Source organism: Pseudomonas sp. Marseille-QA0892, assembly GCF_054950135.1.
The window spans coordinates 2,144,257-2,170,830 of sequence record NZ_CM143104.1 but is presented as its reverse complement, the minus strand read 5'-3'; the positions used below and the strand labels follow the sequence as shown (position 1 = coordinate 2,170,830).

Annotated in this window: 24 protein-coding genes; 2 read left to right on the top strand and 22 right to left on the bottom strand. The window is 59.3% G+C overall.

Annotated features, from left to right (window positions below; translation table 11 throughout):
• Positions 1-55: 55 nt before the first annotated feature.
• On the top strand, positions 56-1,135 hold the full coding sequence (locus tag ACY8D3_RS10065) for a methyl-accepting chemotaxis protein (protein ID WP_462384339.1): 1,080 nt from the start codon (positions 56-58) through the stop codon (positions 1,133-1,135).
• A gap of 235 nt (positions 1,136-1,370) precedes the next feature.
• A complete protein-coding gene (locus ACY8D3_RS10060; RefSeq protein ID WP_462383916.1) occupies positions 1,371-2,492 on the top strand; it encodes an AI-2E family transporter in 1,122 nt (373 codons plus the stop codon).
• 110 nt (positions 2,493-2,602) lie between these two features.
• On the opposite strand, the gene nuoN is transcribed toward ACY8D3_RS10060, so the two are convergent.
• The 22 genes from nuoN to ACY8D3_RS09950 all read right to left on the bottom strand — a co-directional run bounded on the left by nuoN (position 2,603) and on the right by ACY8D3_RS09950 (position 26,501).
• Positions 2,603-4,069, bottom strand: coding sequence for an NADH-quinone oxidoreductase subunit NuoN (nuoN, locus tag ACY8D3_RS10055; RefSeq protein ID WP_462384337.1), 1,467 nt, complete (start codon positions 4,067-4,069; stop codon positions 2,603-2,605).
• Positions 4,070-4,088: 19 nt separating this feature from the next.
• Positions 4,089-5,618 (bottom strand): NADH-quinone oxidoreductase subunit M, encoded by a 1,530-nt coding sequence (gene nuoM / locus ACY8D3_RS10050; protein ID WP_462383914.1) that lies wholly within the window; start codon positions 5,616-5,618, stop codon positions 4,089-4,091.
• 33 nt (positions 5,619-5,651) lie between these two features.
• On the bottom strand, positions 5,652-7,499 hold the full coding sequence (nuoL, locus tag ACY8D3_RS10045) for an NADH-quinone oxidoreductase subunit L (protein WP_462383912.1): 1,848 nt from the start codon (positions 7,497-7,499) through the stop codon (positions 5,652-5,654).
• Positions 7,496-7,804 carry an NADH-quinone oxidoreductase subunit NuoK gene (gene nuoK / locus ACY8D3_RS10040; RefSeq protein ID WP_462383910.1) on the bottom strand — a complete coding sequence of 103 codons (309 nt, stop codon included), beginning with the start codon at positions 7,802-7,804 and terminating at the stop codon, positions 7,496-7,498. Before nuoK ends, nuoL begins: the two co-directional genes overlap by 4 nt.
• A complete protein-coding gene (gene nuoJ, locus ACY8D3_RS10035) occupies positions 7,801-8,304 on the bottom strand; it encodes an NADH-quinone oxidoreductase subunit J (RefSeq protein ID WP_462383908.1) in 504 nt (167 codons plus the stop codon). Before nuoJ ends, nuoK begins: the two co-directional genes overlap by 4 nt.
• Positions 8,305-8,317: 13 nt before the next feature.
• Positions 8,318-8,866: an NADH-quinone oxidoreductase subunit NuoI gene (nuoI, locus tag ACY8D3_RS10030; RefSeq protein ID WP_462383906.1), complete on the bottom strand. Its 549-nt coding sequence runs from the start codon at positions 8,864-8,866 to the stop codon at positions 8,318-8,320.
• Between the two features lie 11 nt (positions 8,867-8,877).
• Positions 8,878-9,867: an NADH-quinone oxidoreductase subunit NuoH gene (gene nuoH / locus ACY8D3_RS10025; protein ID WP_462383904.1), complete on the bottom strand. Its 990-nt coding sequence runs from the start codon at positions 9,865-9,867 to the stop codon at positions 8,878-8,880.
• The gene (nuoG, locus tag ACY8D3_RS10020; RefSeq protein ID WP_462383902.1) at positions 9,864-12,572 is read right to left on the bottom strand and encodes an NADH-quinone oxidoreductase subunit NuoG; all 2,709 of its coding nucleotides are present in this window, start codon (positions 12,570-12,572) and stop codon (positions 9,864-9,866) included. Before nuoG ends, nuoH begins: the two co-directional genes overlap by 4 nt.
• Before the next feature lie 154 nt (positions 12,573-12,726).
• Positions 12,727-14,082, bottom strand: a complete 1,356-nt coding sequence (gene nuoF / locus ACY8D3_RS10015) for an NADH-quinone oxidoreductase subunit NuoF (RefSeq protein ID WP_462384335.1) — start codon at positions 14,080-14,082, stop codon at positions 12,727-12,729.
• Positions 14,082-14,582: an NADH-quinone oxidoreductase subunit NuoE gene (gene nuoE / locus ACY8D3_RS10010; protein ID WP_462383900.1), complete on the bottom strand. Its 501-nt coding sequence runs from the start codon at positions 14,580-14,582 to the stop codon at positions 14,082-14,084. The genes nuoF and nuoE overlap by 1 nt, the downstream gene beginning before the upstream one ends.
• Positions 14,583-14,592: 10 nt before the next feature.
• Positions 14,593-16,374 (bottom strand): NADH-quinone oxidoreductase subunit C/D, encoded by a 1,782-nt coding sequence (gene nuoC, locus ACY8D3_RS10005; RefSeq protein WP_462383898.1) that lies wholly within the window; start codon positions 16,372-16,374, stop codon positions 14,593-14,595.
• 76 nt (positions 16,375-16,450) lie between these two features.
• Positions 16,451-17,128 carry an NADH-quinone oxidoreductase subunit B gene (locus ACY8D3_RS10000; protein ID WP_462383896.1) on the bottom strand — a complete coding sequence of 226 codons (678 nt, stop codon included), beginning with the start codon at positions 17,126-17,128 and terminating at the stop codon, positions 16,451-16,453.
• Positions 17,129-17,138: 10 nt separating this feature from the next.
• Positions 17,139-17,552 (bottom strand): NADH-quinone oxidoreductase subunit A, encoded by a 414-nt coding sequence (locus ACY8D3_RS09995; RefSeq protein ID WP_462383894.1) that lies wholly within the window; start codon positions 17,550-17,552, stop codon positions 17,139-17,141.
• A gap of 332 nt (positions 17,553-17,884) precedes the next feature.
• A complete protein-coding gene (locus ACY8D3_RS09990) occupies positions 17,885-19,480 on the bottom strand; it encodes an isocitrate lyase (protein WP_462383892.1) in 1,596 nt (531 codons plus the stop codon).
• Between the two features lie 335 nt (positions 19,481-19,815).
• On the bottom strand, positions 19,816-20,610 hold the full coding sequence (locus tag ACY8D3_RS09985; RefSeq protein ID WP_462383890.1) for a secretin N-terminal domain-containing protein: 795 nt from the start codon (positions 20,608-20,610) through the stop codon (positions 19,816-19,818).
• Positions 20,607-21,200 (bottom strand): DUF7931 domain-containing protein, encoded by a 594-nt coding sequence (locus ACY8D3_RS09980; RefSeq protein ID WP_462383888.1) that lies wholly within the window; start codon positions 21,198-21,200, stop codon positions 20,607-20,609. Before ACY8D3_RS09980 ends, ACY8D3_RS09985 begins: the two co-directional genes overlap by 4 nt.
• A gap of 3 nt (positions 21,201-21,203) precedes the next feature.
• A complete protein-coding gene (locus ACY8D3_RS09975) occupies positions 21,204-21,635 on the bottom strand; it encodes a GNAT family N-acetyltransferase (protein WP_462383886.1) in 432 nt (143 codons plus the stop codon).
• Complete coding sequence (locus ACY8D3_RS09970; RefSeq protein ID WP_462383885.1) at positions 21,622-22,788, bottom strand: ribosomal protein uL16 3-hydroxylase; 1,167 nt, start codon at positions 22,786-22,788, stop codon at positions 21,622-21,624. The genes ACY8D3_RS09975 and ACY8D3_RS09970 overlap by 14 nt, the downstream gene beginning before the upstream one ends.
• 78 nt (positions 22,789-22,866) lie before the next feature.
• The gene (purB, locus tag ACY8D3_RS09965) at positions 22,867-24,237 is read right to left on the bottom strand and encodes an adenylosuccinate lyase (protein WP_462383884.1); all 1,371 of its coding nucleotides are present in this window, start codon (positions 24,235-24,237) and stop codon (positions 22,867-22,869) included.
• An 83-nt stretch (positions 24,238-24,320) separates the two neighbouring features.
• A complete protein-coding gene (gene hflD / locus ACY8D3_RS09960; RefSeq protein ID WP_462383883.1) occupies positions 24,321-24,941 on the bottom strand; it encodes a high frequency lysogenization protein HflD in 621 nt (206 codons plus the stop codon).
• Positions 24,938-26,020 (bottom strand): tRNA 2-thiouridine(34) synthase MnmA, encoded by a 1,083-nt coding sequence (gene mnmA / locus ACY8D3_RS09955; protein WP_462384333.1) that lies wholly within the window; start codon positions 26,018-26,020, stop codon positions 24,938-24,940. The genes hflD and mnmA overlap by 4 nt, the downstream gene beginning before the upstream one ends.
• A gap of 40 nt (positions 26,021-26,060) precedes the next feature.
• Complete coding sequence (locus ACY8D3_RS09950) at positions 26,061-26,501, bottom strand: NUDIX hydrolase (RefSeq protein WP_462383882.1); 441 nt, start codon at positions 26,499-26,501, stop codon at positions 26,061-26,063.
• Between the last annotated feature and the right edge of the window lie 73 nt (positions 26,502-26,574).

Sequence of the window (26,574 nt, the reverse complement as noted above, 5' to 3'; positions counted from 1 at the left end):
CCTCGATGGTATCGAGGCGAAGTTGGCCGGAACACGTGCCGAACTCGAGGAGAGTATCGACAACATCCTCTATGTGGTTTTCGCCATTGCTCTCGTCTCAGTGGTGGTTCTCGGTGTGATTGGCGTTGTACTCGCCAATTCGATCGTTCGGCCCTTGGCGGTCATCCGTGAGAACCTTGATGACATCGCGGCGGGTGAAGGGGATCTGACACGCCGACTTGACGTCACCCGTCAGGATGAACTGGGGCAGCTTGCATCGTCCTTCAATCGGTTCGCTGACAAGATTCACGGTCTGGTCCGTCAGGTCGTTGAGATCACTGAACAGCTTTCTGGGCTTGTCGTCGAAGTGTCGGCGCAGGCTCAGCGCTCCGAACAGGCGATGGAGCGGCAGCGTCACGAGACCGACCAGGTCGCGACGGCAATCAACGAGATGTCAGCAGCGGCTCAGGAAGTCGCTCATAGTGCCCAGAATGCGGCTGAAGCAGCGCAGGAAACCGATAGCGAAGGCCAGGCCGCGAAGCGAATCGTGGATGCCAGTATCGGCCGAATCCACGCGCTGGCGGGGGACATTCGTGACAGCGGTGTTTCCCTGGATACCTTGCAGCAGGACGTGCAGTCCATCGTCAGCGTGTTGGATGTCATTCGCTCCATCGCGGAGCAAACCAACCTTCTGGCGCTCAATGCGGCTATCGAAGCCGCACGTGCAGGTGAAGCAGGGCGTGGATTTGCCGTGGTTGCGGATGAGGTACGCGCGCTGGCCAGTCGCACCCAGCAGAGCACCCAGGAGATCCAGGGCATGATCGATCGGCTGCAGTCGGGCACCCGTCATGCGGTCGAGGCGATGCGGCGTTCCGGGGAAGCGGGTGAAGCGACCAGTAGTCAGGCTAATCAGGCCGGACAATCACTCGATGCCATCGCACGGCTCATCGCGACCATCAATGCAATGAACGCTCAAATCGCAAGTGCTGCGGAAGAACAAACCGCTGTGGCAGAAGAGATCAATCGCAGTGTTCACCAGATCGCCGTTGCGGTCGACAGCGTAGCGGATGAGACGCAGCAGGGTGCCCAGACGACCCGTGAACTCAGTGCGCTCGGTACACGTCTGCGTACCCTCGTTGGTCAGTTCCGTATCTGAAGTGTTTCGCGTGCAAGGCCTGCCGATGGCGGTAGGCCTGCATTGCCGTGCATTCGTCCTTCGAGCGCAGGCCCCGATTTTTCCCCGCCCGCAGCACTCCATGCGCTTCGCAGTGCCTAAACGCCTAGATGGCCAGGACCTGTGATTCACCTTTCTGCGTAGAGGTCTTTGCTTCGCCCGGTACCTTGGCCTTAAATCGCGAAGCCATTCCTCACCAACGCAAGCATGGAGCGACATGATCAATTCGAAGTTGGAAGACAAGGTCTTTCTCGGCCTTATCCTGGTGGTAACGATTGCGTTCGGCTGGATATTGATGCCGTTCTATGGAGCGGTGTTCTGGGCCGTAGTCCTCGCGATCATTTTCATGCCGCTACAGCGAAGACTGCTCAAGTCGATGGGTAACCGACAAACGCTGTCAGCGTTCATCACGACGATGGTGGCGTTGCTGGTCGCCGTACTTCCCGTAATCTTCATCACCGGCCTGCTCGTCCAGGAAGGCGCAAGTCTCTATGGCCGCATCGAAGGTGGTGAGTTCGATGTTGCCAGCTACGTCGCTCGGTTCCGCGAAGCCATGCCGCCGTTCATCCAGGCTCAGATGGATCGCTTCGGCATCGCAGATCCCGCGGGCCTGCGTGACAGCTTGTCCGGCTACGCCAAACAGGCGAGCCAGTACCTTGCAACGAAGGCGTTCAGCTTCGGACAGGGCACATTCGAGTTTCTGATCGGCTTCGGCGTCATGCTGTACCTGCTGTTCTTCTTCATTCGCGACGGTGCGCAACTGGTCTATCGCATCCGCCGGGCCATTCCGTTGGGCGACGCGCAAAAGCGCCGCCTGTTCAGCAAGTTCACCCGTGTGGTACGTGCCACGGTCAAGGGAAACATTGTTGTCGCAGTCACCCAGGGCGCACTGGGCGGCATCATCTTCTGGCTGATGGATATCCCGAGCGCCTTGCTCTGGGCTGTTTTAATGGCATTTCTGTCGTTGCTTCCTGCCGTCGGTGCGGGCCTGATCTGGGGTCCGGTAGCGCTGTATTTCATGTTCACCGGCGCGCTCGTACAGGGGATCATCCTGACGGCATATGGCGTTGTGGTCATCGGGCTTGTTGACAACATCCTTCGCCCGATCCTCGTTGGTAAGGACACGAAAATGCCGGACTACGTCATCCTGATTTCGACGCTCGGTGGTCTATCACTCTTCGGGCTTAATGGCTTCGTGATCGGCCCGCTGATCGCCGCGCTGTTCATTTCGTCATGGGCGATGTTCAGTAAACCGATGAGCGAGGGCGGGGCACGGGTTCATCTGGAGGGACCGCCGCAGCCGACCAAGCGCGAGCGCGAGCGGGGAATGTCGGAGTAGGCGCGAGGCCTATCGGTCTTGAGGAAGGCGCGTAACGATTCTGAGGAGCCAGTGCGAGACCGCACCGCCATGAAGCTACCGACGCCCAGGACGGGCGTCGGTAGGGAGGATCAACCCAAACCGGCGTTTTGAACGATTGCCAGCAAAGGCTGGGGATATACGCCCAGTATGAACGCAAGGGCAGAGACGGCAAGCAGCATGACGCCGCCTGCACGCGCGCCCCAATTGGCCGGAGCATCCTGACGGCTCATGTTGGGCTCAACGAGATACAGGGTCACCATCACGCGCAGGTAGTAGTAGAGGCTGATGGCGCTACCGACTACAACCGATCCCACCAGCAGCCACTGCTGAGCTTCCACGCCTGCGGCAAGGATGTAGAACTTGCCGATGAAGCCTGCGGTGAGCGGAATGCCTGCCAGTGAAAGCATCATGACCGTCAGTACTGCAGTCAGATACGGGCGGCGCCAGAACAGCCCACGATACTGATACAGGCCATCCGCGTCCCGGCCCTGGAAGGGCGTCGACATGAGCGTCACGACCCCGAACGCACCCAGGCTCGTCAGCATGTACGTCAGTAAGTAGACACCAATCGCTTCAACGGCCAGACCCTGGCTCGCCACCAGGGCTACGAGGATGTAGCCGAAGTGCGCAATAGAGGAGTAACCCAGCAGGCGCTTGAGGTTACTTTGCATCAGAGCGAGCAGGTTACCGATCAGAATCGAAGCAACAGCAATGACAGTCAGCACGCCATTCATCCAGCCGCCGTCAGTGGCCGGTGCCAGCTCGTACAGGCGCAACAGCACCGCGAATACAGCGACCTTGCTGGCCGATGCCAGGAACGCGGCAACTGGCGCTGGCGCGCCTTGATAAACGTCCGGGGTCCAGAGGTGGAAGGGCACCAGCGACAACTTGAACGCCAGACCAATCAGCATCATGGTGATGCCGGCCTGGACCAGCAGGTTCTCGCCCATGGTAGCAAGGCTTGTACCCAGGCCGCTGAAGCTCATCGTACCTGCATCGGCATACAGCAGGGCCATACCGAACAGCAGGAACGCGCTGCCCGCCGCGGAGAGGACCATGTACTTGATGCCGGCTTCGAGAGAGTGGCGGTTGAAAAACGCGTACGCCACCATTCCGTAGGTTGGCACCGACAGCAGTTCAAGCCCGATGAACAGCCCGGCCAGGTGCTGAGCACTCACCAGGACCAGGCCACCCGCGCACGCCAGCAGCAACAGCAGATACATTTCTTCGCGGTTGCCGGGATAGCCGGTTTTTTCGCCACGGCCTTCACCCAGATAGGCGTGCATCAGGGTGGCACACGCAAGGGTAGCGATCAGCACAAGCGCCATGTAGTAGCAGGCGAAACGATCGACCACGAGCAGCGGCGTCACCTCCAAGGGGGTTACGCCGAGCGCGGGAACGATCGATACCAGAGCGGCGTTCAAGCCGATAACAGTAAGCAGGAAAGTCAGCCCATGATTGCGACGCGTCGCGATCGCCAGCATTACCACGATCGTGGTGAGTGCTGTGATCAGTAGCGGCAACAGAGCAACGAAATGTGTGGTCGTGATTTCCACGGCTTGATGTTCCATAAGACTACCGGGCCGATGCAAGTTGATTGAGGGCGGCGCTCATCCACTGCTGCACGCCTTGCATGCTCGCGTGGGAGGTGTCCAGCACCGGTTGCGGGTAGACGCCAAGCAGAATGAGCAGCGCACCTAGGCAGAGGATCATGCCGAGCTCGCGTGGCTGGAGGCCCTCGAGTGGGGTGTCCGACTGCGCAGGTCCGAAGTGGGCGCGGTGGATCATGATCAGGGAGTAGACCGATCCAAAGACCAGCCCTGTCGCAGCGAGTACGGTGATCCACGGAGCGACCGGGAAGCTGCCTACGAGAATCAGGAACTCACCCACGAAATTGCCGGTGCCTGGCAGGCCCAATGCCGCAGCGGCGAAGAACAGGCTGAGGGCAGGAAGCCACGGCATGCGCTTCCAAAGGCCGCCCATCTCACGGAAGTCCCGAGTATGGAGCCGTTCGTAGAGCTGTCCGCACAGGATGAACAGCGCCGCTGCCGACAGGCCGTGCGCCACCATCTGAACGACGGCGCCCTGCAGTGCAATCTGGCTACCCGAGTAAATGGCGATCAGGACGAAGCCCATGTGCGACACGCTGGAATAAGCGACCAGCCGCTTGATATCGGTTTGAGCAAACGACAGCAGCGCGCCGTAGACGATGGCGAACACACCCAGCCACATGGCGATCGGCGCGAACTCGGCCGACGCATTCGGGAAGAAGGGCAGGGCGAAGCGCATCAGGCCATAGGCGGCTGTTTTCAGCAGGATACCGGCGAGGTCGACGGAGCCCGCAGTCGGTGCTTGAGCATGCGCGTCCGGCAACCAGGAGTGGACTGGCACCACTGGGAACTTCACGGCGAAGGCAACGAAGAAACCCAGCATCAGCAGGTACTCAGCGCTCTCCGACAGCTCGGTCCGCAGCAGATCTGCATAGGCGAAGGTCAGCACGCCCGTCTGGTTGAAGTGGATCAGCACCAGCGCCAGGATCGCCACCAACATGACCAGGCCACTGGACTGGGTGAAGATGAAAAACTTCGTGGCTGCTGTGATACGGCTCTTGCCTGGGCTTCCACTGTGTCCCCATAGCGCAATGAGGAAGTACATCGGAACCAGCATCATTTCCCAGAAGAAGAAGAACAGGAACAGGTCGATGGCGAGGAACACGCCGACGACGCCGCCCAGGATCCACATCAGGTTCAAGTGGAAGAAGCCAATGCGCTTGTCGATTTCTTTCCAGGAGCAGAGGACCGAGAACACGCCAAGCAGACCGGTCAGCACGATCATCAGGATCGAAAGCCCGTCCAGCGCGAGGTGGAAGCTGATGCCGAAACGTTCAATCCAGGGCAGCTGGAATTCCGCAGACCATTGCGGGGCTGCTCCGGGCGCTGGCGCCAGGGAGAAATCTGCGGTCGCCCACAGCCAGAGGCCGAGGACGAACAACAGGGTCATGGTAAGGAGGGCGATCCAGCGAGGCACGACATTGCCGAGTCGCTCGGCTTGCCAGCACAGCAAGCCGCCGATGAAGGGGATCAGGATTAGCCAGGGCAGAATCATGACGGGCTCAATTCCTTTCGCAAATTCGCATAATCAGGTCAGCAGAACGATGACGAGCACCAGTACGGCGCCACCCGCCAGGGAGGCCGAGTACCAGCGCAGTTGTCCCGTTTCGCTGCGGCTGGTGGCGGCATTGCCGCCGCGAGCCAGAAGCGGAATCAGGCCGAGTGTCTTGTCGATCGGGTCGCGGCCAAGCAGTCGGCACACGAGCAGATACGGCTTGACGAAAAGTTTGTCGTAGAGCCAGTCGAAGCCCCACGCGGCGAACCACCATGCCGACAGCAAGCGGCCCGGTGCGCTCGAAGCGATGGCACGTACGAAGCTGCGCTTGCCGAGGAACAGCATGGCAGCGAGCAGTATGCCCGCGAGCGCAATGGCGCCCGATGCAATCTCGAGGCTGTGCTTGGCTTCACCGCCCGCATGTCCGACGCTCTCAGGCAACACGCCCGCCAGGGGCGGCGTGATCCAGGCGCCGATGAAGGTCGACAACACGATCAGTACGATGAGCGGCAGGTTATGTGCCAGGCCATGGCCGGGGTGAGCGTCGGTCTTCGGTTCGCCGTGGAAGGCGACGAAGATCAGGCGGAACGTGTAGATCGAGGTCATGAACGCGCCGATCAGGCCGGCATACAGCAGGGCGGTATTACCGCTCGCGAAGGCTTCCCAGAGGATCTCGTCCTTGGAATAGAACCCGACCGTGATCAACGGAAGCGCGGCGAGTGCCGCACCACCAACCAGGAAGCTGGCATAGGCGAGCGGCAGTTTTTTCCAGAGCCCGCCCATCTTGAAGATGTTCTGCTCGTGGTGGCACGCGTTGATGACGGAGCCAGAGGCAAGGAACAGCAGTGCCTTGAAGAACGCATGCGTCATCAGGTGGAAGATCGCGGCATCCCAGGCGCCTACACCCAGGGCGAGGAACATGTAGCCGATCTGGCTCATCGTGGAATAGGCCAGGATCCGCTTGATGTCGGTTTGTACGAGCGCGGCGAAGCCCGCCAGGACCAATGTCACCCCACCGACGATACCGACCAGCTCGAGGATCTCCGGCGTCAGCAGGAAAAGGCCGTGGGTACGTGCGATCAGGTAAACGCCTGCGGTCACCATGGTCGCGGCGTGGATAAGCGCCGATACCGGCGTCGGGCCAGCCATCGCATCGGCAAGCCAGGTCTGGAGCGGCAATTGCGCCGACTTGCCGACCGCGCCACCCAACAACATCAGCGTTGCGATCCACAGCCAGCTGTCGCCGGCGGCATACTGCTCAGGCGCGCGGACCATCAACTCCTGGATGTTGAGCGTACCCAGGTGCATGAAAAGAATGAACAGTCCAATTGCCATGAACACGTCGCCGATACGCGTGACGATGAACGCCTTGAGCGCTGCGTTGCCATTCTTGCGATCGGAGAAGTAGAAACCGATCAGCAAATAGGAGCAAAGACCTACGCCTTCCCAACCGAAGTACAGGAACAGCAGGTTGTCGCCGAGTACCAACAGCAACATGCTGAAGATGAACAGGTTGGTGTAGGAGAAAAAGCGCGCGTAGCCATACTCGCCGCGCATGTACCACGATGCGAAGAGATGGATAAGAAAGCCGACGCCGGTGACGACGCCCAGCATCGTGACCGACAGGCCATCCAGGTAAAGCGTGAAGCTGGGGGCAAACCCTTCAACGCTCATCCACTGCCACAGCACCTGCGTGTACACGCCACCTTCGGGCGGCGCGACATTGAATTGCCAGATGACCCATGCTGCGGTCAGCGCTGATAGGCCGACCGACCCGACGCCAACGAGCGCAGAGGTATTTTCAGACAGACGCCCGCGGGAAAAGGCCAAGATGAACCAGCCGATCAGCGGGAAGACGAAGGTGAGGAATAGTAGGTTCATCCGCGCATCTCGCTGGCAGCATCGACATCGAGGGTGTTGAAGCGGCGATACAACTGCAGGAGGATCGCCAGGCCAATGCTGGCTTCAGCCGCCGCCAGCGTGATGATCAGGATGAACATCACTTGGCCGTCAGGCTGTGCCCAGCGCGCACCCGCAACGATGAAGGCCAGGGCAGTGGCATTCATCATGATTTCCAGACTCATGAGCACGAAAAGGATGTTGCGGCGCACCATCAGCCCGACGAGGCCAAGGCAAAAAAGTACGGCGGCCAGAGCCAGCCCGTGTTCCAGTGGGATAGCGTTCATTGGTCGTTCGCCTCGCGACGGCCGAGGTGGTAGGCAGCGACCAGCGCTGCAAGCAGCAGCAGGGCCGCCAGTTCCACGGCGAGAATGTAAGGTCCGTATAGGGTGATACCAACCGCCTTGGCTTCGATGGTGGTGTGGCCAATTGCTGTCCCAGTGGGTTGAGCGAACAGCACGTAAAGCAGCTGAGCCAACAGGACGGCGGACAGGATCGAAGGGCCGGTCCAAATGCCTGGGGTCATCCAGCGCCGTTCCTGTTCGATCGCATCGCTGCCCAGGTTCAGCATCATCACCACGAAGACGAACAGCACCATGATGGCGCCCGCGTACACAATGATCTCCAAGACGCCTGCGAAGGGCGCGCCGAGTGCGAAAAAGCACATCGATACGGCCAGCAGCGAGACGATCAGGTAAAGCAGCGCATGCACCGGGTTGGTGTGAGTGATCACGCGGAAGGTCGAGGCCACGGCGACGCCCGCGGCAAGATAGAAAGCGATTTCCATGCCTGGAGTCTCCTTAGGGCAAGAGGCCTTTGACGTTGATCGGTTCGGCCTCGTTCTGCGCGGCGCCCTTGGGCTTGCCATCAATGGACATGCCTGCGACGCGGTAGAAGTTGTAGTCCGGGTACTTGCCGGGGCCGGAGATCAGCAGGTCCTCTTTCTCGTAGACGAGCTCCTGACGCTTGAATTCGCTCATCTCGAAGTCAGGCGTAAGCTGAATGGCAGTCGTCGGGCACGCTTCTTCGCACATGCCGCAGAAGATGCAGCGTGAGAAGTTGATGCGGAAAAATTCAGGATACCAGCGGCCATCTTCCGCTTCGGTTTTCTGCAGCGAGATGCAACCGACCGGGCAGGCAACCGCACAGAGGTTGCACGCCACGCACCGTTCCTGCCCATCAGGGTCTCTCGTGAGCACGATACGACCGCGATAGCGAGGCGGAAGGTAAACGGGCTCTTCTGGATATTGCAGGGTGTCGCGCTTGCGGAAGCCATGGCCAAAGATCATGACCAGGCTGCGCAGTTGGGTGTAGGTCCCAACCAGTACGTCGAGAATGTACTTGAACATAGTGCCTCTCCTTACTGTGCGGCCAGCACGAGTGCGCCGGTCACCAGCAGGTTGATCAGGGTCAGCGGCAGGCAGAACTTCCAACTGAAGGACATGACCTGGTCATAGCGCGGGCGGGGAATCGATGCACGCAGCAGGATGAAGATCATGATGAAGAACGCCGTCTTCAGCGCAAACCAGATGAAAGGAATCTGCGGCAGCAGGTCGAAGGGGCCGTGCCAGCCACCGAAGAAGAGGGTGGTGAGCAGTGCGGAGATCAATACGATCCCGATGTATTCGCCTACGAAGAACATGCCCCACTTCATGCCGGCATATTCGATGTGGTAACCATCCGCGAGCTCCTGCTCGGCTTCCGGCTGGTCGAAGGGGTGACGGTGGGTGACCGCAACCCCGGCAACGAAGAACGTGCAGAAGCCAATGAACTGCGGGATCACGAACCACAGGTTCTGTGCCTGATAGTCCACGATCTCGCGGAGGTTGAACGACCCAGCCTGTGCGACGACGCCCATCAACGACAGGCCCATGAAGACCTCATAGGAAATCGTCTGAGCCGATGCCCGCAGGCTTCCGAGCAGTGCGAACTTGTTGTTACTTGCCCAGCCGGCAAAAAGCACGGCATAAACCGTCAGGCCGGCCATGGCGAAGAAGAACAGGAGCCCGATGTTCAGGTCGGCAACGAACCACGTCGGTGTGATCGGAATCACGGCAAACGAGATGAGCAGGGCACTCATCGCTACGATGGGCGCGAGAACAAAGATCAGTTTGTCAGCGAAAGGCGGCGTCCAGTCCTCCTTGAAGAACATCTTGATCATGTCCGCGCCCAGCTGGAACATCCCGAACGGCCCAACGCGGTTCGGCCCGTGACGATCCTGCCACCAGCCGAGCAGGCGACGTTCGACGAAGCTGAGCAGCGCTCCCGACACGACGGCGGCAAGCAGGATGACAATTGCCTTGAAGATGGCAATCAGCGTATCCACGACGACAGGTGTCATCCAACTCATTGTGCCGCCTCCTGAAGGCCTGTAGCTGCCGCGCCGACGACGCCAGCGGGAATCCCTTCGAAGCCAACCGGCAAGCCTACAAGGCCGACGCCTAGCGATTCGCTGACACGTAGCGGCAGGCGCAGGGTGTGGTCATTGACCGTTACGCTAACCAGCGCACCCTCGTTGACGCCGAGGCGCTCTGCTTCCTGTGCAGCTACGGCAACATAGGCTGGCTGGATGCGCTCCTGGATCGGGGCCGCGCGTGACGACGTTTCTTCGCTACCGAAAAGGTGGTGATAAGGCACCACTTGCCAACTCCCTTGGGTCGGATTGAAGGCGGACGGTGCGGAGAACCAATTCAGCGCTTGGCCCTGGTTCTCGATGAGGCGTATTCCTGGGTCGCCGGCACGCAGGTGGCCACCGACTTCATCCTGGAACTTGTTCCATGCCTGGGGCGAGTTCCAGCCTGGAGACCAGGCAAACGGTATCTGCTGGCGCGCTTCGCCGCTACCCGAATAGCCTTCCATCGAAAACGCAAAGGCGGTGTCCGGATCCTGCGGCTGGCGGGGCTCATGGACGCTGATGTTGGCGCGCATGGCCGTACGGCCACTGTAGCGGTGTGGCTCACGCGCAAGTTTCAGGCCTTTGATGCGGAACGCCGCGCTCGGAGCAGCATCACGGATGGCAGCAAGCTGTGGAGCGCTGGCTGCGCAGGCGTCGGTCACATGATCCAGTTGCGTCCAGTCAACCGTTTTGCCAGTCAGCGTGCTGTGCAGCGCATGCAGCCAGCGCCAGCCCTCGCGGATCATGCTTTCGGCGTTGTAATAGCTCGGTTCGTAAACCTGGAAGAAACGTTGCGCGCGTCCCTCCTGGCTCACGAGGGTACCGTCGCCTTCGGCGAAACTCGCCACGGGTAGAACCATGTGGGCGCGCGCCGTGGTTTCGGTTTGCTGATGGTCGGCAACGATGATCGTCTGGGCAGTGCCAAGGGCCGCGTCAACCTTGGCACGGTCAGCGCGACGGTAGATATCGTTTTCCAGAACGACAACCGCGTCCGCGCTGCCGCTGGAGAGGCGCTCGAGGGCCGCGTCTAGCGAATCCCCACCGAACAGCGCCAGGCCCATGCTGTTGGCTTCAGGTACTACCAGGCTGATCGAGCCATTTTTCTCGCGATTCTTCAGGGCTTGAGCGATGTTCGCCGCCGCTTCGATCAGCGCGGACGAGCCCAGAGATGCGCCCGCCACGACTAGCGGACGTTTGGCTGCGATGAGTGCTTCGGCAATCTTGCTCGCCAGTGCGAGCGCGTCTTCTTCCAGACCGGTGACGGCAGGTGCTGTCGGGTCGATGGCGTGCGCGACCGCGAAACCGAGGCGTGCGAGGTCAGCAGGAGCCGCGTGGACGCATTCCTCCGCGATATCGTCCAGCCGAGTTTCGTCGAGACAGGCAATGAATATCGGGTTCAGGGCGTTCTGAGCCACGTTCTGGATAGCGGCCTGGTGCCAGTCCTGAACCTTCATGGACGCTGCGATCTCGGTTGCCTTGCCCCGTGCGGCCTGACGTACCGCCAGTGCGATACGAGCCGCCGTCTGGGTGAGGTCTTCACCGAGGATGAAGACGGCGTCGTGGTCCTCGATGTCGCGAATCGATGGAACAGGCAGCGGGCCGTTCTGCATGATGTCGCGAATCAGCTGGATATTCGCGAGCTCGTTGGCAGCGATCCCCGTGTAGTAGTTTTGGGTTCCAACAAGTTCCCGCAGTGCGAAGTTGCTCTCCAGGCTTGCGCGTGGCGAACCGATACCGATGACGCGTTTACCAGCGAGCAGACCTGCCGCCTTGTCCAGGGCTGCGTCGATACCGAGTACTTCCGTGCCAAGCAAAGGCTGGCGTGGACGATCGTCACGGTTGACGTAGCCATAGCCGAAACGACCGCGGTCACACAGGAAATAGTGGTTTACCGAACCATTGAAGCGATTCTCGATACGGCGCAGCTCACCGTAACGCTCGCCGGGGCTGATGTTGCAGCCGGATGAGCAGCCGTGGCAGATGCTTGGCGCAAACTGCATATCCCACTTGCGGTTGTAGCGCTCGGAGTGGGTTTTGTCCGTGAATACGCCAGTAGGGCAGATCTCGGTCAGGTTGCCGGAAAATTCGCTTTCCAGTACGCCGTCCTCGACGCGGCCGAAATAGACGTTGTCGTGAGCACCGAAGACGCCCAGATCGGTACCGCCGGCATAGTCCTTGTAGTACCGCACGCAGCGGTAACAGGCGATACAGCGGTTCATCTCGTGAGCGATGAACGGACCGAGCTCCTGGTTCTGGTGGGTGCGCTTGGTAAAACGGTAGCGACGGGCGTTATGCCCCGTCATTACCGTCATGTCCTGAAGATGGCAGTGACCACCTTCCTCACAGACCGGACAGTCGTGTGGGTGGTTTGTCATCAGCCATTCGACGACGCTGGCGCGAAACTGCTTCGCTTCCTCGTCTTCGATGGCGATCCAGCTGTTATCCGTGGCCGGTGTCATGCAGGACATGACGAGCCGGCCACGAGTGTCGTTCTCGTCCGAATACTGCTTTACCGCACACTGGCGGCAGGCACCGACGCTACCCAGCGAGGGGTGCCAGCAGAAATAAGGGATGTCGAGGCCGAGGGAAAGACATGCCTGAAGCAGGTTGTCCGCACCGTCGACTTCGTACGCTTTGCCGTCTACGTGGATGGTGGCCATACGGTTTTCTTCTTATCCGCCGAAACGGATTTGGCTAATGGAATTCTCTTGTCAGCATGCCCGCGGCGCAGAAAAGGTAATGGCCAAGCCAACATCCTTCCTTGCGCAGCGAGTGCTACATCCTTTGAGCGCCGCATACAGCGCGGCGCTTGAGTCATGTGGGCGTATCGACGACAGTCGGCTTGGGCGCGACCGGCGTACGTACTACGCCCGCTTCGAACTCATCACGGAAATACTTGATGGCACTGCCCAGTGGTTCGACGGCACCCGGTGCGTGGGCGCAGAACGTCTTGCCTGGGCCGAGGAAATTGACAAGCCCCAGTAGCGTGTCGATGTCCTCGGTCGTGCCCTGCTTGCGCTCGAGCGCTCTGAGCACTTTCACGCTCCATGGCAATCCATCGCGGCACGGTGTGCACCAACCACAGGATTCACGGGCGAAGAACTCTTCCATGTTGCGCAGCAACGACACCATGTTGACGCTGTCGTCCACGGCTAGGGCGAGACCGGTACCCATACGGGTGCCAACCTTGCCAATTCCTGCGGCATACATCTGAGCGTCCAGATGCTCCGGCAGGAGGAAACCGGTCCCCGCGCCGCCTGGCTGCCAGGCCTTGAGCGTGTACCCGTCGCGCATTCCGCCGGCGTAATCCTCAAGAAGCTCTCGGGCGGTGATGCCGAAGGGCAGTTCCCAGATGCCAGGATTCTTCACCTTGCCGGAAAAGCCCATCAGCTTGGTGCCGTGGTCCTCGCTGCCTTCGCGCGCCAGGGACTTGTACCAGTCCACCCCGTTACCAACGATGGCTGGCACGTTGCACAGCGTTTCAACGTTGTTGACGCAAGTAGGCTTGCCCCAGACGCCGACAGCGGCGGGGAAGGGCGGCTTGGAACGCGGATTGGCACGGCGGCCTTCCAGCGAGTTGATCAACGCGGTCTCTTCGCCACAGATATAGCGGCCGGCTCCCGTGTGCACGAACAGTTCGAAGTCGAACCCGCTGCCGAGGATGTTCCTGCCCAATAGGCCGGCAGCCTTCGCTTCGTCGATAGCCCGATTCAGGTTGCGTGCGGCATCGACGTACTCGCCACGAAGGAAGATGTAGCCGCGGTAGGCCTTGAGCGCCCTCGCGCTGATGAGCATGCCTTCCACCAACAGGTGGGGAAGTTGCTCCATCAGCATCCGGTCCTTCCAGGTGTTGGGCTCCATCTCGTCCGCATTGCACAGCAAGTAACGAATGTTCAGCGATTCGTCAGCCGGCATCAGGCCCCATTTCACCCCGGTAGGGAAGCCAGCACCGCCGCGGCCCTTGAGGCCGGAGTCCTTGACGACCTGGACGATGTCGGCCTGTGCCATGTCAGCCAGCGCCTTTCGAGCGGCAGCGTAGCCGTTCTTCTGCTGGTATTCCTCGAGCCACACGGGTGCGCCATCGTCGCGCAAGCGCCATGTCAGCGGATGGGTCTCTTCGGAGCGCGCAATGGTATTGATCGGGCCGAAGGAGGTCAGTCGACGGGACATCATGCGTACGCCTCCAGCAGTTGTCCGACGGTGTCGGCACGAACGTCGCCGAAGGTATCGTCGTCGATCATCATCGCGGGCGCTTTGTCGCAGTTACCCAAGCAGCAAACGGGCAGCAATGTGAAGCGTCCGTCTGCGGTGGTCTGGCCAGGTACGATGCCTAGCTGGGCCTTGACCGCGTCAAGAATTGACTCATGCCCGCCGATGTAGCAGGTCATGCTGTCGCAGACGCGGATGATATGGCGCCCGACCGGCACGCGAAAAATCTGACTGTAGAACGTCGCCACACCTTCAACGTCGCTGGCAGGGATACCCAGCACATCCGCGATCGCGTAGATCGCTCCGTCTGGCACCCAGCCGCGTTCCTTCTGAACGATCTTGAGCGCTTCGATCGACGCTGCACGTGGGTCTTCGTAATGGTGCATCTCATGCTCGATGGACGAGCGCTCGGTTTCACTGAGTTCGAAACGATCGGTTTGAATTAGGGATGCTGTACTCATCGTTCTCTCCTCAGCGGTCCACGTCAGCCATAACGAAGTCGATACTGCCCAGATAGGCGATCAGGTCGGCGACCATGCTGCCGCGGATAACGGCTGGGATCTGCTGGAGATGTGGGAAGCTCGGCGTACGAATGCGTGTGCGGTAGCTCATCGTGCTGCCGTCACTCGTCAGGTAGTAGCTGTTGATACCCTTGGTCGCCTCAATCATCTGGAACGACTCGTTGGCCGGCATCACCGGGCCCCAGGAAACCTGTAGGAAGTGAGTGATGAGGGTTTCGATGTGCTGGAGCGTGCGCTCTTTCGGTGGTGGTGTGGTCAGCGGGTGATCGGCCTTGTATGGGCCTTCGGGCATGTTCTTCAGGCACTGTTCGATGATGCGCAGGCTCTGCCGCATTTCGCCCATCTTTACCATGCAGCGATCATACGCGTCGCCATTGGCGGCCAGCGGAATCTCGAATTCGAAGTTCTCGTAGCCGGAGTACGGGCGTGCCTTACGCAGGTCGAAGTCCAGACCCGTTGCGCGCAGGCCCGCGCCGGTGACGCCCCATTCGAGCGCCTCCTTGGTGTTGTATGCGGCAACCCCAATAGTACGGCCACGCAGGATGCTGTTCTTGAGCGCTGCGGTTTCGTACTCATCCAGGCGCTTGGGCATCCAGTCCAGGAATTCACGTACGAGCTTGTCCCAACCGCGGGGCAGGTCATGCGCAACGCCACCGATGCGATACCAGGCGGGGTGTAGACGGAAGCCGGTGATCGCTTCGATCACCTTGTAGGCACGCTGACGGTCGGTAAAGGTAAAGAACACAGGCGTCATTGCGCCTACGTCCTGAATATAGGTGCCCAGGTACAGCAGGTGATTCTGGATGCGGAAGAACTCCGCCATCATGATCCGGATCACGTCCACGCGCTGTGGCACCTTGATGCCAGCGAGCTTTTCCACTGCCAGTACGTAGGGCAGGTTATTCATCACGCCGCCCAGGTAGTCGACCCGGTCCGTGTAGGGAATGTAGCTATGCCAGCTTTGGCGCTCGCCCATCTTCTCGGCGCCACGGTGGTGATAGCCGATCTCCGGAACGCAATCGACGATCTCTTCACCGTCAAGCTGCAGGATGATCCGGAACGCACCGTGGGCAGATGGGTGGTTGGGACCAAGGTTGAGGAACATGAAGTCTTCATGCTCGTTCCCTGCCTTCATACCCCAGTCTTCAGGCTTGAAGCGCAGTGCTTCCTGCTCTAGATCCTGTTTTGCGGCGTTAAGGGCATAGGGGTCGAATTCGGTGGCCCGGGCCGGGTAATCCTTGCGGAGCGGGTGGCCTTGCCAAGATGAAGGCATAAGCATGCGTGCAAGGTGCGGGTGGCCTTGGAAACTCACGCCGTACATGTCCCAGACCTCGCGCTCGTACCAGTTGGCGTTTGGCCAGATGCTCGTCGCGGTCGGGAGGTTCAGGTCGCCTTCCTTGAGCGCGACCTTGAGCATTACATCGCTGTTACGCTCGATGGAAAGCAAGTGGTAAAAAACAGTGAAATCCGCATCGGGCAACCCGCGGCGGTTCGTACGCAGGCGCTCGTCCACGCCATGGAGGTCGTAGAGCATCACGTAAGGCTTCGGCATTTCCCGAAGGAAACGCAGCACTTCGATCAGCTTTTCACGGGGCACCCACAGTACGGGCATGCCGGTACGGGTGTCCTGGGCGGTGAACGCATGCTCTCCGAAACGGGCATGCAATGCGACGACCACGTCCTGGTCGTCGGCCTTGTAAGGCGGAATGTACAGAGCTGTGTCTGCCGTCATGATTCTCGGTCGCTATCGATGTGCGTGGCGGTGTGAACAAGGTGATGCAGGCCAAATGATGGCCTGCGACGTTCGGTCACACTTCGTCTGGGCTGCGCAGGTTGGTAACCTGTATCCGTCTTTCGCGATGCTTCTCCCGCTGGGATGGCATCTCGGCACGGTAGATACCCTGATCGCCAACCACCCACGAAAGGGGGCGACGCTCCTCGCCAATGGATTCCTGTAGAAGCATGAGCCCCTGCAGGAACGCTTCCGGGCGCGGAGGACAGCCAGGCACGTACACATCAACAGGCAGGAACTTGTCCACGCCTTGTACGACCGAGTAAATATCGTACATGCCGCCAGAATTGGCACATGCGCCCATGGAGATTACCCACTTGGGCTCCAGCATCTGCTCATACAGCCGCTGGATGACCGGTGCCATCTTGATGAAGGGCGTGCCGGCGATCACCATGAAGTCTGCTTGGCGGGGTGAAGCCCGGATGACTTCAGCGCCAAAGCGAGCGATGTCATGCGGTGCGGTGAAGGCCGTGGTCATTTCCACGTAGCAGCACGAAAGGCCGAAGTTGTACGGCCAAAGGGAGTTCTTGCGCCCCCAGTTGACCGCGCCGTTCAGCACGTCTTCCAGCTTGCCCATGAAAACGCTACGGTTGATCTGGTCCTCGGTCAGAGGATCGTTGACGATCTCCCTTTCACCGGCCGGATAGCGGTCGGAGACCGCCTCCGGATCGATCCTGGTGAGTTTGTATTGCATTGCCAAAGCCTCATTGTTTTAGCTTCGCCTGCCGGTTGCGACGGCCAGTCGGTGCCCAATCAAGCGCACCAATGGCTGCCTCGTAGACAAGACCCGCGAACAGAATTGCTATGAAAAGGGCTGCTCCGGCAAAGCCGAACCAGCCGCTTTCGCGAACGGAGACGGCCCAGCCGAAAAGAAAGAGGACTTCGACGTCGAAGATCACGAAGAGCATCGCGACCAGATAGAACTTTGCAGAGAACCGGAGGCGAGCACCGCCGGTGGGTACGACGCCTGATTCGAAGGGATCGTTCTTGGCACGGCCGACGGCACGGTTACCAAGGAAGCTGGAAGCTCCAATCATGAAGGCGCACAGGCCGAAGACGCCTATCAGAAAGATGGCGAATGCCCAGTTATGCGAAATCGTTGATACAGCTTCCGGCATCAGAAACTCCCATCAGGACGGCGTATTTGGTCTTTGCCTGCACCGAAGTGGGCTTGTGGCGGAAGTTTATGCTTCAAATGGGTGTAAGTAAAATTTTTAATTGGCGAAAACACTGGCAATTCATGGCGATAGCCTGCAGCGCTGATATCGCGAAGAAATACACGTTCTTACCTAAACGGTGATGATAATTAATATCATTTGCGACGTTTGTTTTTGTCGTTATTAACCAAGCGGACGATCAGGTTATTCCTTCCTGTTTATAAAAGAAAAACCCCGGCATCGCCGCCGGGGTGGGAGAAGAGGGGACTCCATTAAGTTTTTACATGTCCGAATCAGTGGAACTGATTCATCGTGTTGTCCTTGCCTCCTGCCTTCAGCGCGGCCTCACCTGCGAAGTACTCCTTATGGTCGTCACCCATATCGGAGCCTGCCATGTTCTGGTGTTTGACGCAGGCAATGCCCTGGCGGATCTCTTCGCGCTGGACGTTCTTCACATAGGCCAACATGCCTTCATCAGCGAAGTAGCCTTTCGCGAGGTTATCGGTCGACAGCGCGGCGGTGTGGTAGGTCGGCAATGTAATAAGGTGATGGAAGATTCCGGCTTCGCGCGATGCGTCGCGCTGGAAAGACCGAATTCGATCGTCGGCTTCCTTCGCCAGTGTTGTCTCGTCGTAGTCCACGCTCATCAGGCGGCTGCGGTCATACGCGGATACGTCCTTGCCCTCCGCTTGCCAAGTGTCGAACACCTGCTGCCGAAAATTCAGCGTCCAATTGAACGACGGGCTGTTGTTATAGACCAGCTTCGCGTTAGGCACGACTTCACGGATCCGGTTGACCATCTTGGCAATCTGGCCAACGTGCGGCTTTTCGGTCTCGATCCACAAGAGGTCGGCCCCATTTTGCAGCGAGGTGATGCAGTCCAGCACGACGCGGTCTTCACCTGAGCCCTGGCGGAACTGGAACAGGCCGCTCGCAAGCCGCTTGGGCCGCAGTAGCTTGCCGCCACGGTTGATGATCACGTCGCCATTGTTCAGGTCTGTCGGAGCAATCTCTTCGCAATCGAGGAAGCTGTTGTACTGGTCCCCCAGATCACCGGGCGTTTTGCTGACGGCAATCTGCTTCGTCAGGCCTGCGCCCAGCGAATCGGTTCGAGCAACTATCACACCGTTGTCGACCCCCAGCTCGAGGAACGCATAGCGAACCGCGTTGATCTTGGCTACGAAGTCCTCATGCGGCACCGTCACCTTGCCATCCTGGTGTCCGCACTGTTTTTCGTCAGAGACCTGGTTTTCGAGCTGAATGCAGCAGGCGCCGGCTTCGATCATTTTCTTGGCCAGTAGGTAAGTCGCCTCGGCATTGCCAAAGCCCGCGTCAATATCAGCAATGATCGGGACGATGTGCGTTTCATAGCTTTCGATCTTCTGCAGTACTGCTGCAGCGCGCGCGTTTTCATCGGCAGCGCGGGCGGAATCAAGTTCGCGGAAGAGACCGCCCAGTTCCCGGGCATCGGCTTGACGCAGGAATGTATACAGCTCTTCGATGAGCGCGGGCACAGAGGTCTTTTCGTGCATCGACTGGTCTGGAAGCGGCCCGAATTCGGACCGCAGCGCTGCGATCATCCAGCCGGAGAGGTACAGGTAGCGCTTATTCGTCGTCTTGAGATGCTTCTTGATGGAAATCAGCTTCTGCTGCCCGATGAAGCCGTGCCAGCAGCCAAGCGACTGGGTATAGCTGCCTGGATCGGCATCGTACTCGGCCATGTCACGACGCATGATATTGGCGGTGTAGCGGGCGATGTCCAAACCGGTCTTGAACCGATTCTGCAGCCGCATCCGAGCGACGTACTCCGGATTGATCGCCTTCCAGCTATCACCGGCTTCCCTGTTCAATTGGCTGACTGCGTCGATTTCTTGCTGGTAACTGAGCATGGACACTTCCTTAATAGCGGCTGAATTGTGCTTGGTACCGACATAACTCATGTCATTGCCAGGAGAGCGGCAGGCGCTGTCAGCGGTGCTGTGAAGGAGGCGATCTCGCTGTACCCGTCCCTCAGGACAACCATTGTTCCGACAGTCGCTGCCTTGTTGTAGTGCCTTTTGGGCGATGCAACACGGAGCCGGTTCAGGGTGAATGAACGCGGGTCCGAGGGCCTTATATAGGCCCCTGGCATGCGGGAGCGAGGTCAGATTGCCCAGTGGGACGGGAGACGTCAATAGTTTTTGTAGTGAAAAATTGAAAGCACTACAAAAGTCGTAGATGGGGCCTAGTCGAGTGCGTCGACCTTCAGGCGCAGGGTCATGTCGTCTCGCCCGCGTGTCGAGTGTTGGCGAAGTAGGCCTCGCGCGTCGCTTGTAGCGCTCTCGTTGACGCCGCCTATTGTGATCCATTCGCCGAGCCGTCCACTGAGACGGGTCTCGGCACCTTGCGTGTTGATAACCTGAGACGAGCTGGGTGCCATGCGATCGTGGTTCGTGCTGAGTGTCACGTGCACGGTATCCCCGGTTACATTCGCTGTGACATAGAAGCCGCGGGTTAGATCTCTGTATTGCGTTGACGGGTAGCGCTGCCCATAGGGATCCATGTCGGATGTAGTCAGGGGTACGCTCTGGCCGACCTGAATCATCGCGGGATAGCCTTCGGTGACTTGCACGGCCTGGACACCGCCCCCTTGGCTGCCGGTGCTTCGGCTTATGATCCGTGTCTGGTTGCCGCGCCCGGTTTCAATGCGTGTACCGCCAATGTTCGCACCGCCATTGATCGAATAGCCATGGTGGGTCGTTATGCTGGAATCACTGCTATCTACGCTTACCAGTAGCTGACGAGGGGCCGTATCTAGCTGGTTGAGGAGTTGGCGGACCTCCCAAAGTTTATCCGGCGTCGTATTGATGATGAGCTGGGAGCCATAAGCGTCGGCCTTACCTTCGTTGCCGAGCGCGGATTGCACGAATGGCAACAGGTCCTCTGCGGGTCGGTGTTGTAGCGCGATGACTTCGGTGGCCGCATGGATCGTCATGGCGTGGACGAGCAGTGCGACGGAAACAATGAATTGCCGCTTCACAGGAAGATGCTCCGGAGATTGGGGTCGTCGATACTGTAATCCCACGCCTGATCGAATCGGGCTTGAAATTGCCGGACGCTCGCGCGATCGCCCGTTGTTGCTTTTCCTGTCGGCTCGGCAGCGATCGGCCGCGTGAAGAGGCGGCCGTCGTCTACGATGAGGAAGCCTCCCGGCTCGAAAGCGTAATCCGGGTTCAGCCTCCTTATGGCGAAGTTGCTGGTTAGGCGATGACTCAGGCGGACAAGGCGGTGATCGCTTCGAACCCGCTCAGCATCGCGTACCAGGATTCGAAGCCGGCTACGGTGCTGTCGCGTCAGCAGTGCCTTGCACGCCTCTGTGCATGCCTCTGTATCGTACAGCCACGGCTCCAGGTCTTGGCTGTATATGCAAACGGTGCGACGTGCCTGCTGAAGAAAGGCCTGAACGCATGCTGCAGCCTCAGCGCGCGTGTGGATGCCTGTTCGTTCGAACTTGTCGTTTGTGCTGCGCCCGCGCCCGGAAGAATCGTCCAATCGAGGGAATGAGCCGGGCGAGTCGAACGTGATCGGTGGGAGGTCTGGCGAAGAGTGTCGATCACGTTCGCTGGTCATGGCTTACTCGCTGTCCCTTTGCATGTCGATATGGAGGATACCGGCGTCCAGGTATTCCTGCCCCCGGGCCTGGAAACCCAGGCGCTCGTAGAACTCTGTCGCGTGGACCTGGGCACTTAGTTGCTGGCGACGAAAGCCGAGTTTTTCGGCCTCGTGAACCGCCGCCTCAACCAGCCGGACGCCAGCCTTGAGTCCGCGCCATTCCTTTAGCACAGCGACGCGTCCGATGTGGCCGTCTTTCAGCAGACGAGCAGTACCGATCGGATAGCCCGCCTCGCAGGCAAGGAAGTGGATGGCGTCTGCGTCCTCGCCGTCCCATTCGAGCTCGGGCGGGACGGACTGCTCTGTAATGAAGACGGCTTCGCGAATGCGGCTGAGCTCAGGATAGTCATCGTGCCAATCCGCGATGCGCACCTGAATTTCATTCGTCGGCAAAGCTCAAACTCCCCTGTTTGATGAGTTCGCACAGCAGGTCGGTCGCTTCCTCATTGCTCAGCCAGGGCTGCAGATTATCCATATGGAGCGCGTCAGCTGCGCATACGAGCTTGAGCAGGTCTTTCATATCTGCCGATAGCAGTCTGCTCTGGCCGCTCGCGAACAGCAATATCCCCAGATCGACTTCGCTCCAGGCGAGGCGAGCGCTTGGGTTGCGGATTAGCACAGCGCCGTCTTCAAGTGCGGTTGCGAGGTCAGTGGGCTCCAGGGCTTCCCCTGTTACCAGCTCTGGATAGCGTGGCTCGGTCATGAATTGGCCGAACCATGTCAGAAGCAGGCGCTCGTCACTCATGTGCTCAGCGAGAAGCGCCTTCAGGCGGTCGAGGGCGTCACGTTGAATTTCGTTCGGGTCATTCACAGGCTCCAGGCCCGCGTCCGTATAGCGCTCTTCGTCGGGCAGGAACTGCGCAAGAAAGTCGGTGAAATGGGTCAATACCTCTGCCGCGCTGGGTGCCCTGAAGCCAATGGAATAGGTCAGGCACTCGGTTTCTGCGATACCGAAGTGAGCCAGGCGAGGTGGAAGGTAAAGCATGTCGCCCGGTTCCAGCACCCACTCTTCGCGTTGTTCGAAGTCGGCCAGTATCCGCAGGTCCGCATGCTCGAGCAGTGTTTCCTCGCTATTGCAGAGTTGGCCGATCTTCCATCGGCGCTGTCCTTCGCCTTGAAGAAGGAAGACGTCATAGTTGTCGAAGTGTGGGCCGACACCGCCGCCCGGCGCGGCATAGCTGATCATTACATCATCGATGCGCCATGTCGGCAGGAAGCGGAACTGCTCAAGCAGCGCAGAAACTTCGGGGACGAACTGGTCGACAGCCTGCACCAGTAGCGTCCAATCCTTCTCAGGAAGATCCTTGAATGTGTCCTCGGAGAACGGCCCCCTTCGCATTTCCCAGGGCTGCGTGCCATGCTCAATAACGAGTCTCGATTCGACCTCTTCTTCGAGCGACAAGCCGGCAAGTTCGTCAGCCGAGAGAGGGCTCTCGAAGTTCGGGATCGCTTGCCGAATCAAGAGCGGTTTACGCTGCCAATAGTCACGGAGGAACTCGCGGGGGCTCATACCGCCCAGAAGCTGAACTGGAAGATCAGGATTCATTGCTAACGCCTTGATGAATAGGGGTTACCCAAAAATGAAAACGCCCGGCAGGGCCGGGCGTCGTGGACTGTCTGCAGCCTAGATGCGTTTGGCCTGTGCGGCGGCATTCCCGATATAGGCCGCCGGCGTAAGCCGCTTGAGTTCGCGCTTGGCTTCTGCCGGCATCTCCAGCGATTCGATGAAGGTCTGTAGTGCGTCTGGGCTGATACCCTTACCGCGTGTCAATTCCTTCAGCTTTTCGTAAGGGTTCTCAATACCGTACCGGCGCATGACCGTTTGAATGGGCTCCGCCAGCACTTCCCAGCATGCGTCCAGATCTTCGGCGATACGCTGCTCATTGAGCTCAAGCTTGCCTATACCTTTGAGCGAAGCTTCGTAGGCGATGACGCTATGCGCGATGCCGACGCCGAGGTTTCGCAGTACGGTGGAGTCGGTGAGATCCCGCTGCCAACGCGAAATAGGCAGTTTGCTGGCCAGGTGCTTCAGCAGTGCGTTAGCGATGCCAAGGTTGCCTTCGGAGTTTTCAAAATCGATTGGATTGACCTTGTGTGGCATCGTCGAGGAGCCAATTTCGCCTGCGACCGTCTTTTGCTTGAAGTAACCAAGCGAGATGTAGCCCCATACGTCCCGATCGAAGTCGATCAGGATCGTATTAAAGCGAGCAATGGCGTCGAATAGCTCTGCGATGTAGTCGTGCGGTTCGATTTGCGTTGTGTAAGGGTTCCAGGTCAGGCCGAGATCTCCTTCCACGAATGCTTTGGCATTCGCCTCCCAGTCGATATCCGGGTAGGCGGACAGGTGTGCATTGTAGTTGCCAACCGCACCGTTGATTTTTCCGAGCAACGGTACCGCCGCGACCTGGGCAATCTGCCGATCGAGGCGATAGACAACGTTCGCGAGTTCCTTCCCAAGCGTAGTGGGGGAGGCGGGCTGCCCATGGGTGCGCGACAGCATCGGAACGTCGGCGAAACGTTTGGCGAGCTCACGGATCGCATCGGCGATCTGTCGCATCAGCGGCAGAACAACAGAATCGCGGCCTTCGCGCAGCATCAGTGCATGCGACAGGTTGTTAATGTCTTCGCTGGTGCAGGCGAAGTGAACGAATTCGTTGACCTTGGCAAGCTCGGGCTGAGACTTGGCCTGCTCTTTAAGCAGATACTCAACCGCTTTGACGTCATGGTTCGTAGTGCGCTCGAATTCTTTGACTCGCTCTGCGTGGGCCAGCTGGAAATCGTCTACCAGGCTGTTGAGCAGGCCATTGGCTTCGCTCGAGAATGCCGGCACCTCAGGGATGGCGTCGTGGCTGGACAAACGCTGCAGCCAGCGGACTTCAACCAGTACACGAAAACGGATCAGGCCATATTCGCTGAAGATCGGGCGCAGGGCGCAGGTTTTGCTGGCGTAGCGGCCATCGACGGGGGAAACCGCGGTGAGCGAGGAAAGCTGCATGGGGGCGTTCTCGGCGATCGGGCGTTAAAAAGGGCGCAGATTATACATGAGCGGCCCTTCGCATGAAGGGCTTGCGGTCGCGCTTACCGACGCATCATCGGATACAGTTCGTTCAACAGTTTCCGGCGGCTAAAGACCATCTGCCAACGGTGCCCGCCAAGCTGTCGCCATAGAAGAGCAGAGCGTATCCCGGAGAGAAGTAGCGCGCGAATCCCGGCGGCATTATTGCTTTGCTGCAGGAACCGCATGTCGCCGTGAACCTGGATGCGCTGCCGAAATGTACTGATGGTGTCCTCGTACAGTCCACCGCACGACGCAATCACGTTCTCGTGGGTGATGCCGAAGTGTTCGACCTGCTGCTGGATCTGAGCGAGGCGGCTACCGATGAGCTCGAGCATTTCGGGGCGCTTGGCCAATTGGCGCTCAAGTCCGACGAGAGAAAGCGCGTACCGCAAGGGCTCGCGCTGGATGCTGCCCGCGTCGCGCTCGAGCGCGCTTGCGAGCGCCTTGTAGCCCTCGCGAAGGTGGGCATCGTCGCCGCCGTATACCTCGAGCGTGCTGTCAGGGTCGCGTGCCAGTAGGCTCCTGATCATGCACTCAAGCGCCTGTTCATTCACTTGGCCAGTGCGGGCGACGGTGTCCACCATCACCGCAGCATTGAAGACGGCGCCGAGCGCAACGAGCTGCTCTTGAATGTTCGTCATGCGGCGCCCTCCATGCGCGTGCAGCGGTGATAATCTTCTATTACCCCACCGCCAAGGCATACCTCGCCATCGTATAGAACGACGGACTGGCCAGGCGTGACTGCTCGCTGTGGTTCGTCGAATGCGATCAGATAGCCGCTTTCGCTGCGGCTCACTGTGCAGGCCTGACCAGCCTGACGGTAGCGAACCTTTGCGGTTAGTCGAAGGGGTTGGCCGGTCTGGATTGGATTGATCCAGAAAAGATCCGATGCAGACAGGGCGTCGGAGAATAACCAAGGATGATCGTTACCCTGACCGACCACCAGTACGTTACGGTCCAGATCCTTCTCCAGTACGTACCACGGCTCATCGCCCGCGTCTTTCATTCCCCCTATCCCGAGGCCCTGGCGCTGGCCGATCGTGTGGTACATCAGGCCATGATGACGTCCGATAACCTCGCCTTCGGTCGTTACGATGTCGCCGGGTTGTGCCGGTAGATATTGTTTTAGAAAGTCAGTGAAGCGCCGCTCTCCAATGAAGCAGATGCCTGTGGAATCTTTCTTCTTTGCCGTCGCCAGGCCGTGTTGTTCGGCAATGGCACGTACCTGTGGTTTTTCCAGTTCGCCGACCGGAAACAGGGTGCGTGCAATCTGCGCGCCGCCTACGGCGTGGAGGAAGTAGCTCTGGTCCTTGTTGGGGTCGAGCCCTTTCAGCAGCTGAGCCTCACCGTTGATATCTCGGCGGCGTACGTAATGGCCTGTGGCGATAAGGTCAGCCCCCAGATCCAGTGCGTAGTCGAGGAATGCCTTGAACTTGATTTCCCTGTTGCAGAGGATATCCGGATTGGGCGTTCGGCCGGCTCGGTATTCCTCTAGAAAGTGTTCGAAGACATTGTCCCAGTATTCTGCCGCGAAGTTGGCGGTATGCAGCTTGATACCAAGGCGGTCCGCAACGGCCTGGGCATCCGCGAGGTCTTCCTTGGCGGTGCAATACTCGGTGCCGTCGTCTTCTTCCCAGTTCTTCATGAACAGGCCTTCCACCTGGTAACCCTGTTGCTGAAGAAGCAATGCGGATACGGAGGAATCTACGCCCCCAGACATGCCGACGATGACGCGTTTGCCGTTCAAGGAAAAACCTCTTTCATTCCAGAATCATGGACAAGGGATAGCGATGCCCTGTCAGGTACTGTTCGATTACCTGAAGCACCATTGGGCTTCTGAGGCGATCCGTGGCAGCTTTGATCTCGTCGAGCGTAAGCCATACCGTGCCGTCGATGTCAGTGTCGAGCGGGCGCTCAGGATCATGCGAGACAGGGGTCGCATAGAAGGTTGTACGGTAGTAAGTCACGCCATTCGCTGGCGCCTTGTACAGTCCGATGCCGACAATCCCTTCCAGCTGGATCGACCAGCCGGTCTCCTCCAGTGTCTCCCGTATGGCCGCAGCGCTCAGGGTCTCGTCCGGTTCCAAGTGCCCTGCGGGCTGGTTGAGTACCGTCTTGCCATGCTTGGTTTCTTCCACTAGCAGGAAGCGCCCTTCGCGCTCCACAACAGTTGCCACGGTCACATGTGCATGCCAGCTCATCGATGGTCTCGCTCACGGAAGGTGCAAAGTATAACGGCTCGTTGAAGCCCTGAAAAACAAAGAACCCCAGCCC

Excerpts from the sequence above, each read along its gene's own strand:
- ACY8D3_RS10060 (WP_462383916.1), top strand. The coding sequence starts at position 1,371 with ATGATCAATTCGAAGTTGGAAGACAAGGTCTTTCTCGGCCTTATCCTG.
- nuoM (WP_462383914.1), bottom strand. The coding sequence starts at position 5,618 with ATGATTCTGCCCTGGCTAATCCTGATCCCCTTCATCGGCGGCTTGCTG.
- nuoL (WP_462383912.1), bottom strand. The coding sequence starts at position 7,499 with ATGAACCTACTATTCCTCACCTTCGTCTTCCCGCTGATCGGCTGGTTC.
- nuoK (WP_462383910.1), bottom strand. The coding sequence starts at position 7,804 with ATGAACGCTATCCCACTGGAACACGGGCTGGCTCTGGCCGCCGTACTT.
- nuoJ (WP_462383908.1), bottom strand. The coding sequence starts at position 8,304 with ATGGAAATCGCTTTCTATCTTGCCGCGGGCGTCGCCGTGGCCTCGACC.
- nuoI (WP_462383906.1), bottom strand. The coding sequence starts at position 8,866 with ATGTTCAAGTACATTCTCGACGTACTGGTTGGGACCTACACCCAACTG.
- nuoH (WP_462383904.1), bottom strand. The coding sequence starts at position 9,867 with ATGAGTTGGATGACACCTGTCGTCGTGGATACGCTGATTGCCATCTTC.
- nuoG (WP_462383902.1), bottom strand. The coding sequence starts at position 12,572 with ATGGCCACCATCCACGTAGACGGCAAAGCGTACGAAGTCGACGGTGCG.
- nuoF (WP_462384335.1), bottom strand. The coding sequence starts at position 14,082 with ATGTCCCGTCGACTGACCTCCTTCGGCCCGATCAATACCATTGCGCGC.
- nuoE (WP_462383900.1), bottom strand. The coding sequence starts at position 14,582 with ATGAGTACAGCATCCCTAATTCAAACCGATCGTTTCGAACTCAGTGAA.
- nuoC (WP_462383898.1), bottom strand. The coding sequence starts at position 16,374 with ATGACGGCAGACACAGCTCTGTACATTCCGCCTTACAAGGCCGACGAC.
- ACY8D3_RS10000 (WP_462383896.1), bottom strand. The coding sequence starts at position 17,128 with ATGCAATACAAACTCACCAGGATCGATCCGGAGGCGGTCTCCGACCGC.
- ACY8D3_RS09995 (WP_462383894.1), bottom strand. The coding sequence starts at position 17,552 with ATGCCGGAAGCTGTATCAACGATTTCGCATAACTGGGCATTCGCCATC.
- ACY8D3_RS09990 (WP_462383892.1), bottom strand. The coding sequence starts at position 19,480 with ATGCTCAGTTACCAGCAAGAAATCGACGCAGTCAGCCAATTGAACAGG.
- ACY8D3_RS09980 (WP_462383888.1), bottom strand. The coding sequence starts at position 21,200 with ATGACCAGCGAACGTGATCGACACTCTTCGCCAGACCTCCCACCGATC.
- ACY8D3_RS09970 (WP_462383885.1), bottom strand. The coding sequence starts at position 22,788 with ATGAATCCTGATCTTCCAGTTCAGCTTCTGGGCGGTATGAGCCCCCGC.
- purB (WP_462383884.1), bottom strand. The coding sequence starts at position 24,237 with ATGCAGCTTTCCTCGCTCACCGCGGTTTCCCCCGTCGATGGCCGCTAC.
- hflD (WP_462383883.1), bottom strand. The coding sequence starts at position 24,941 with ATGACGAACATTCAAGAGCAGCTCGTTGCGCTCGGCGCCGTCTTCAAT.
- mnmA (WP_462384333.1), bottom strand. The coding sequence starts at position 26,020 with ATGTCTGGGGGCGTAGATTCCTCCGTATCCGCATTGCTTCTTCAGCAA.
- ACY8D3_RS09950 (WP_462383882.1), bottom strand. The coding sequence starts at position 26,501 with ATGAGCTGGCATGCACATGTGACCGTGGCAACTGTTGTGGAGCGCGAA.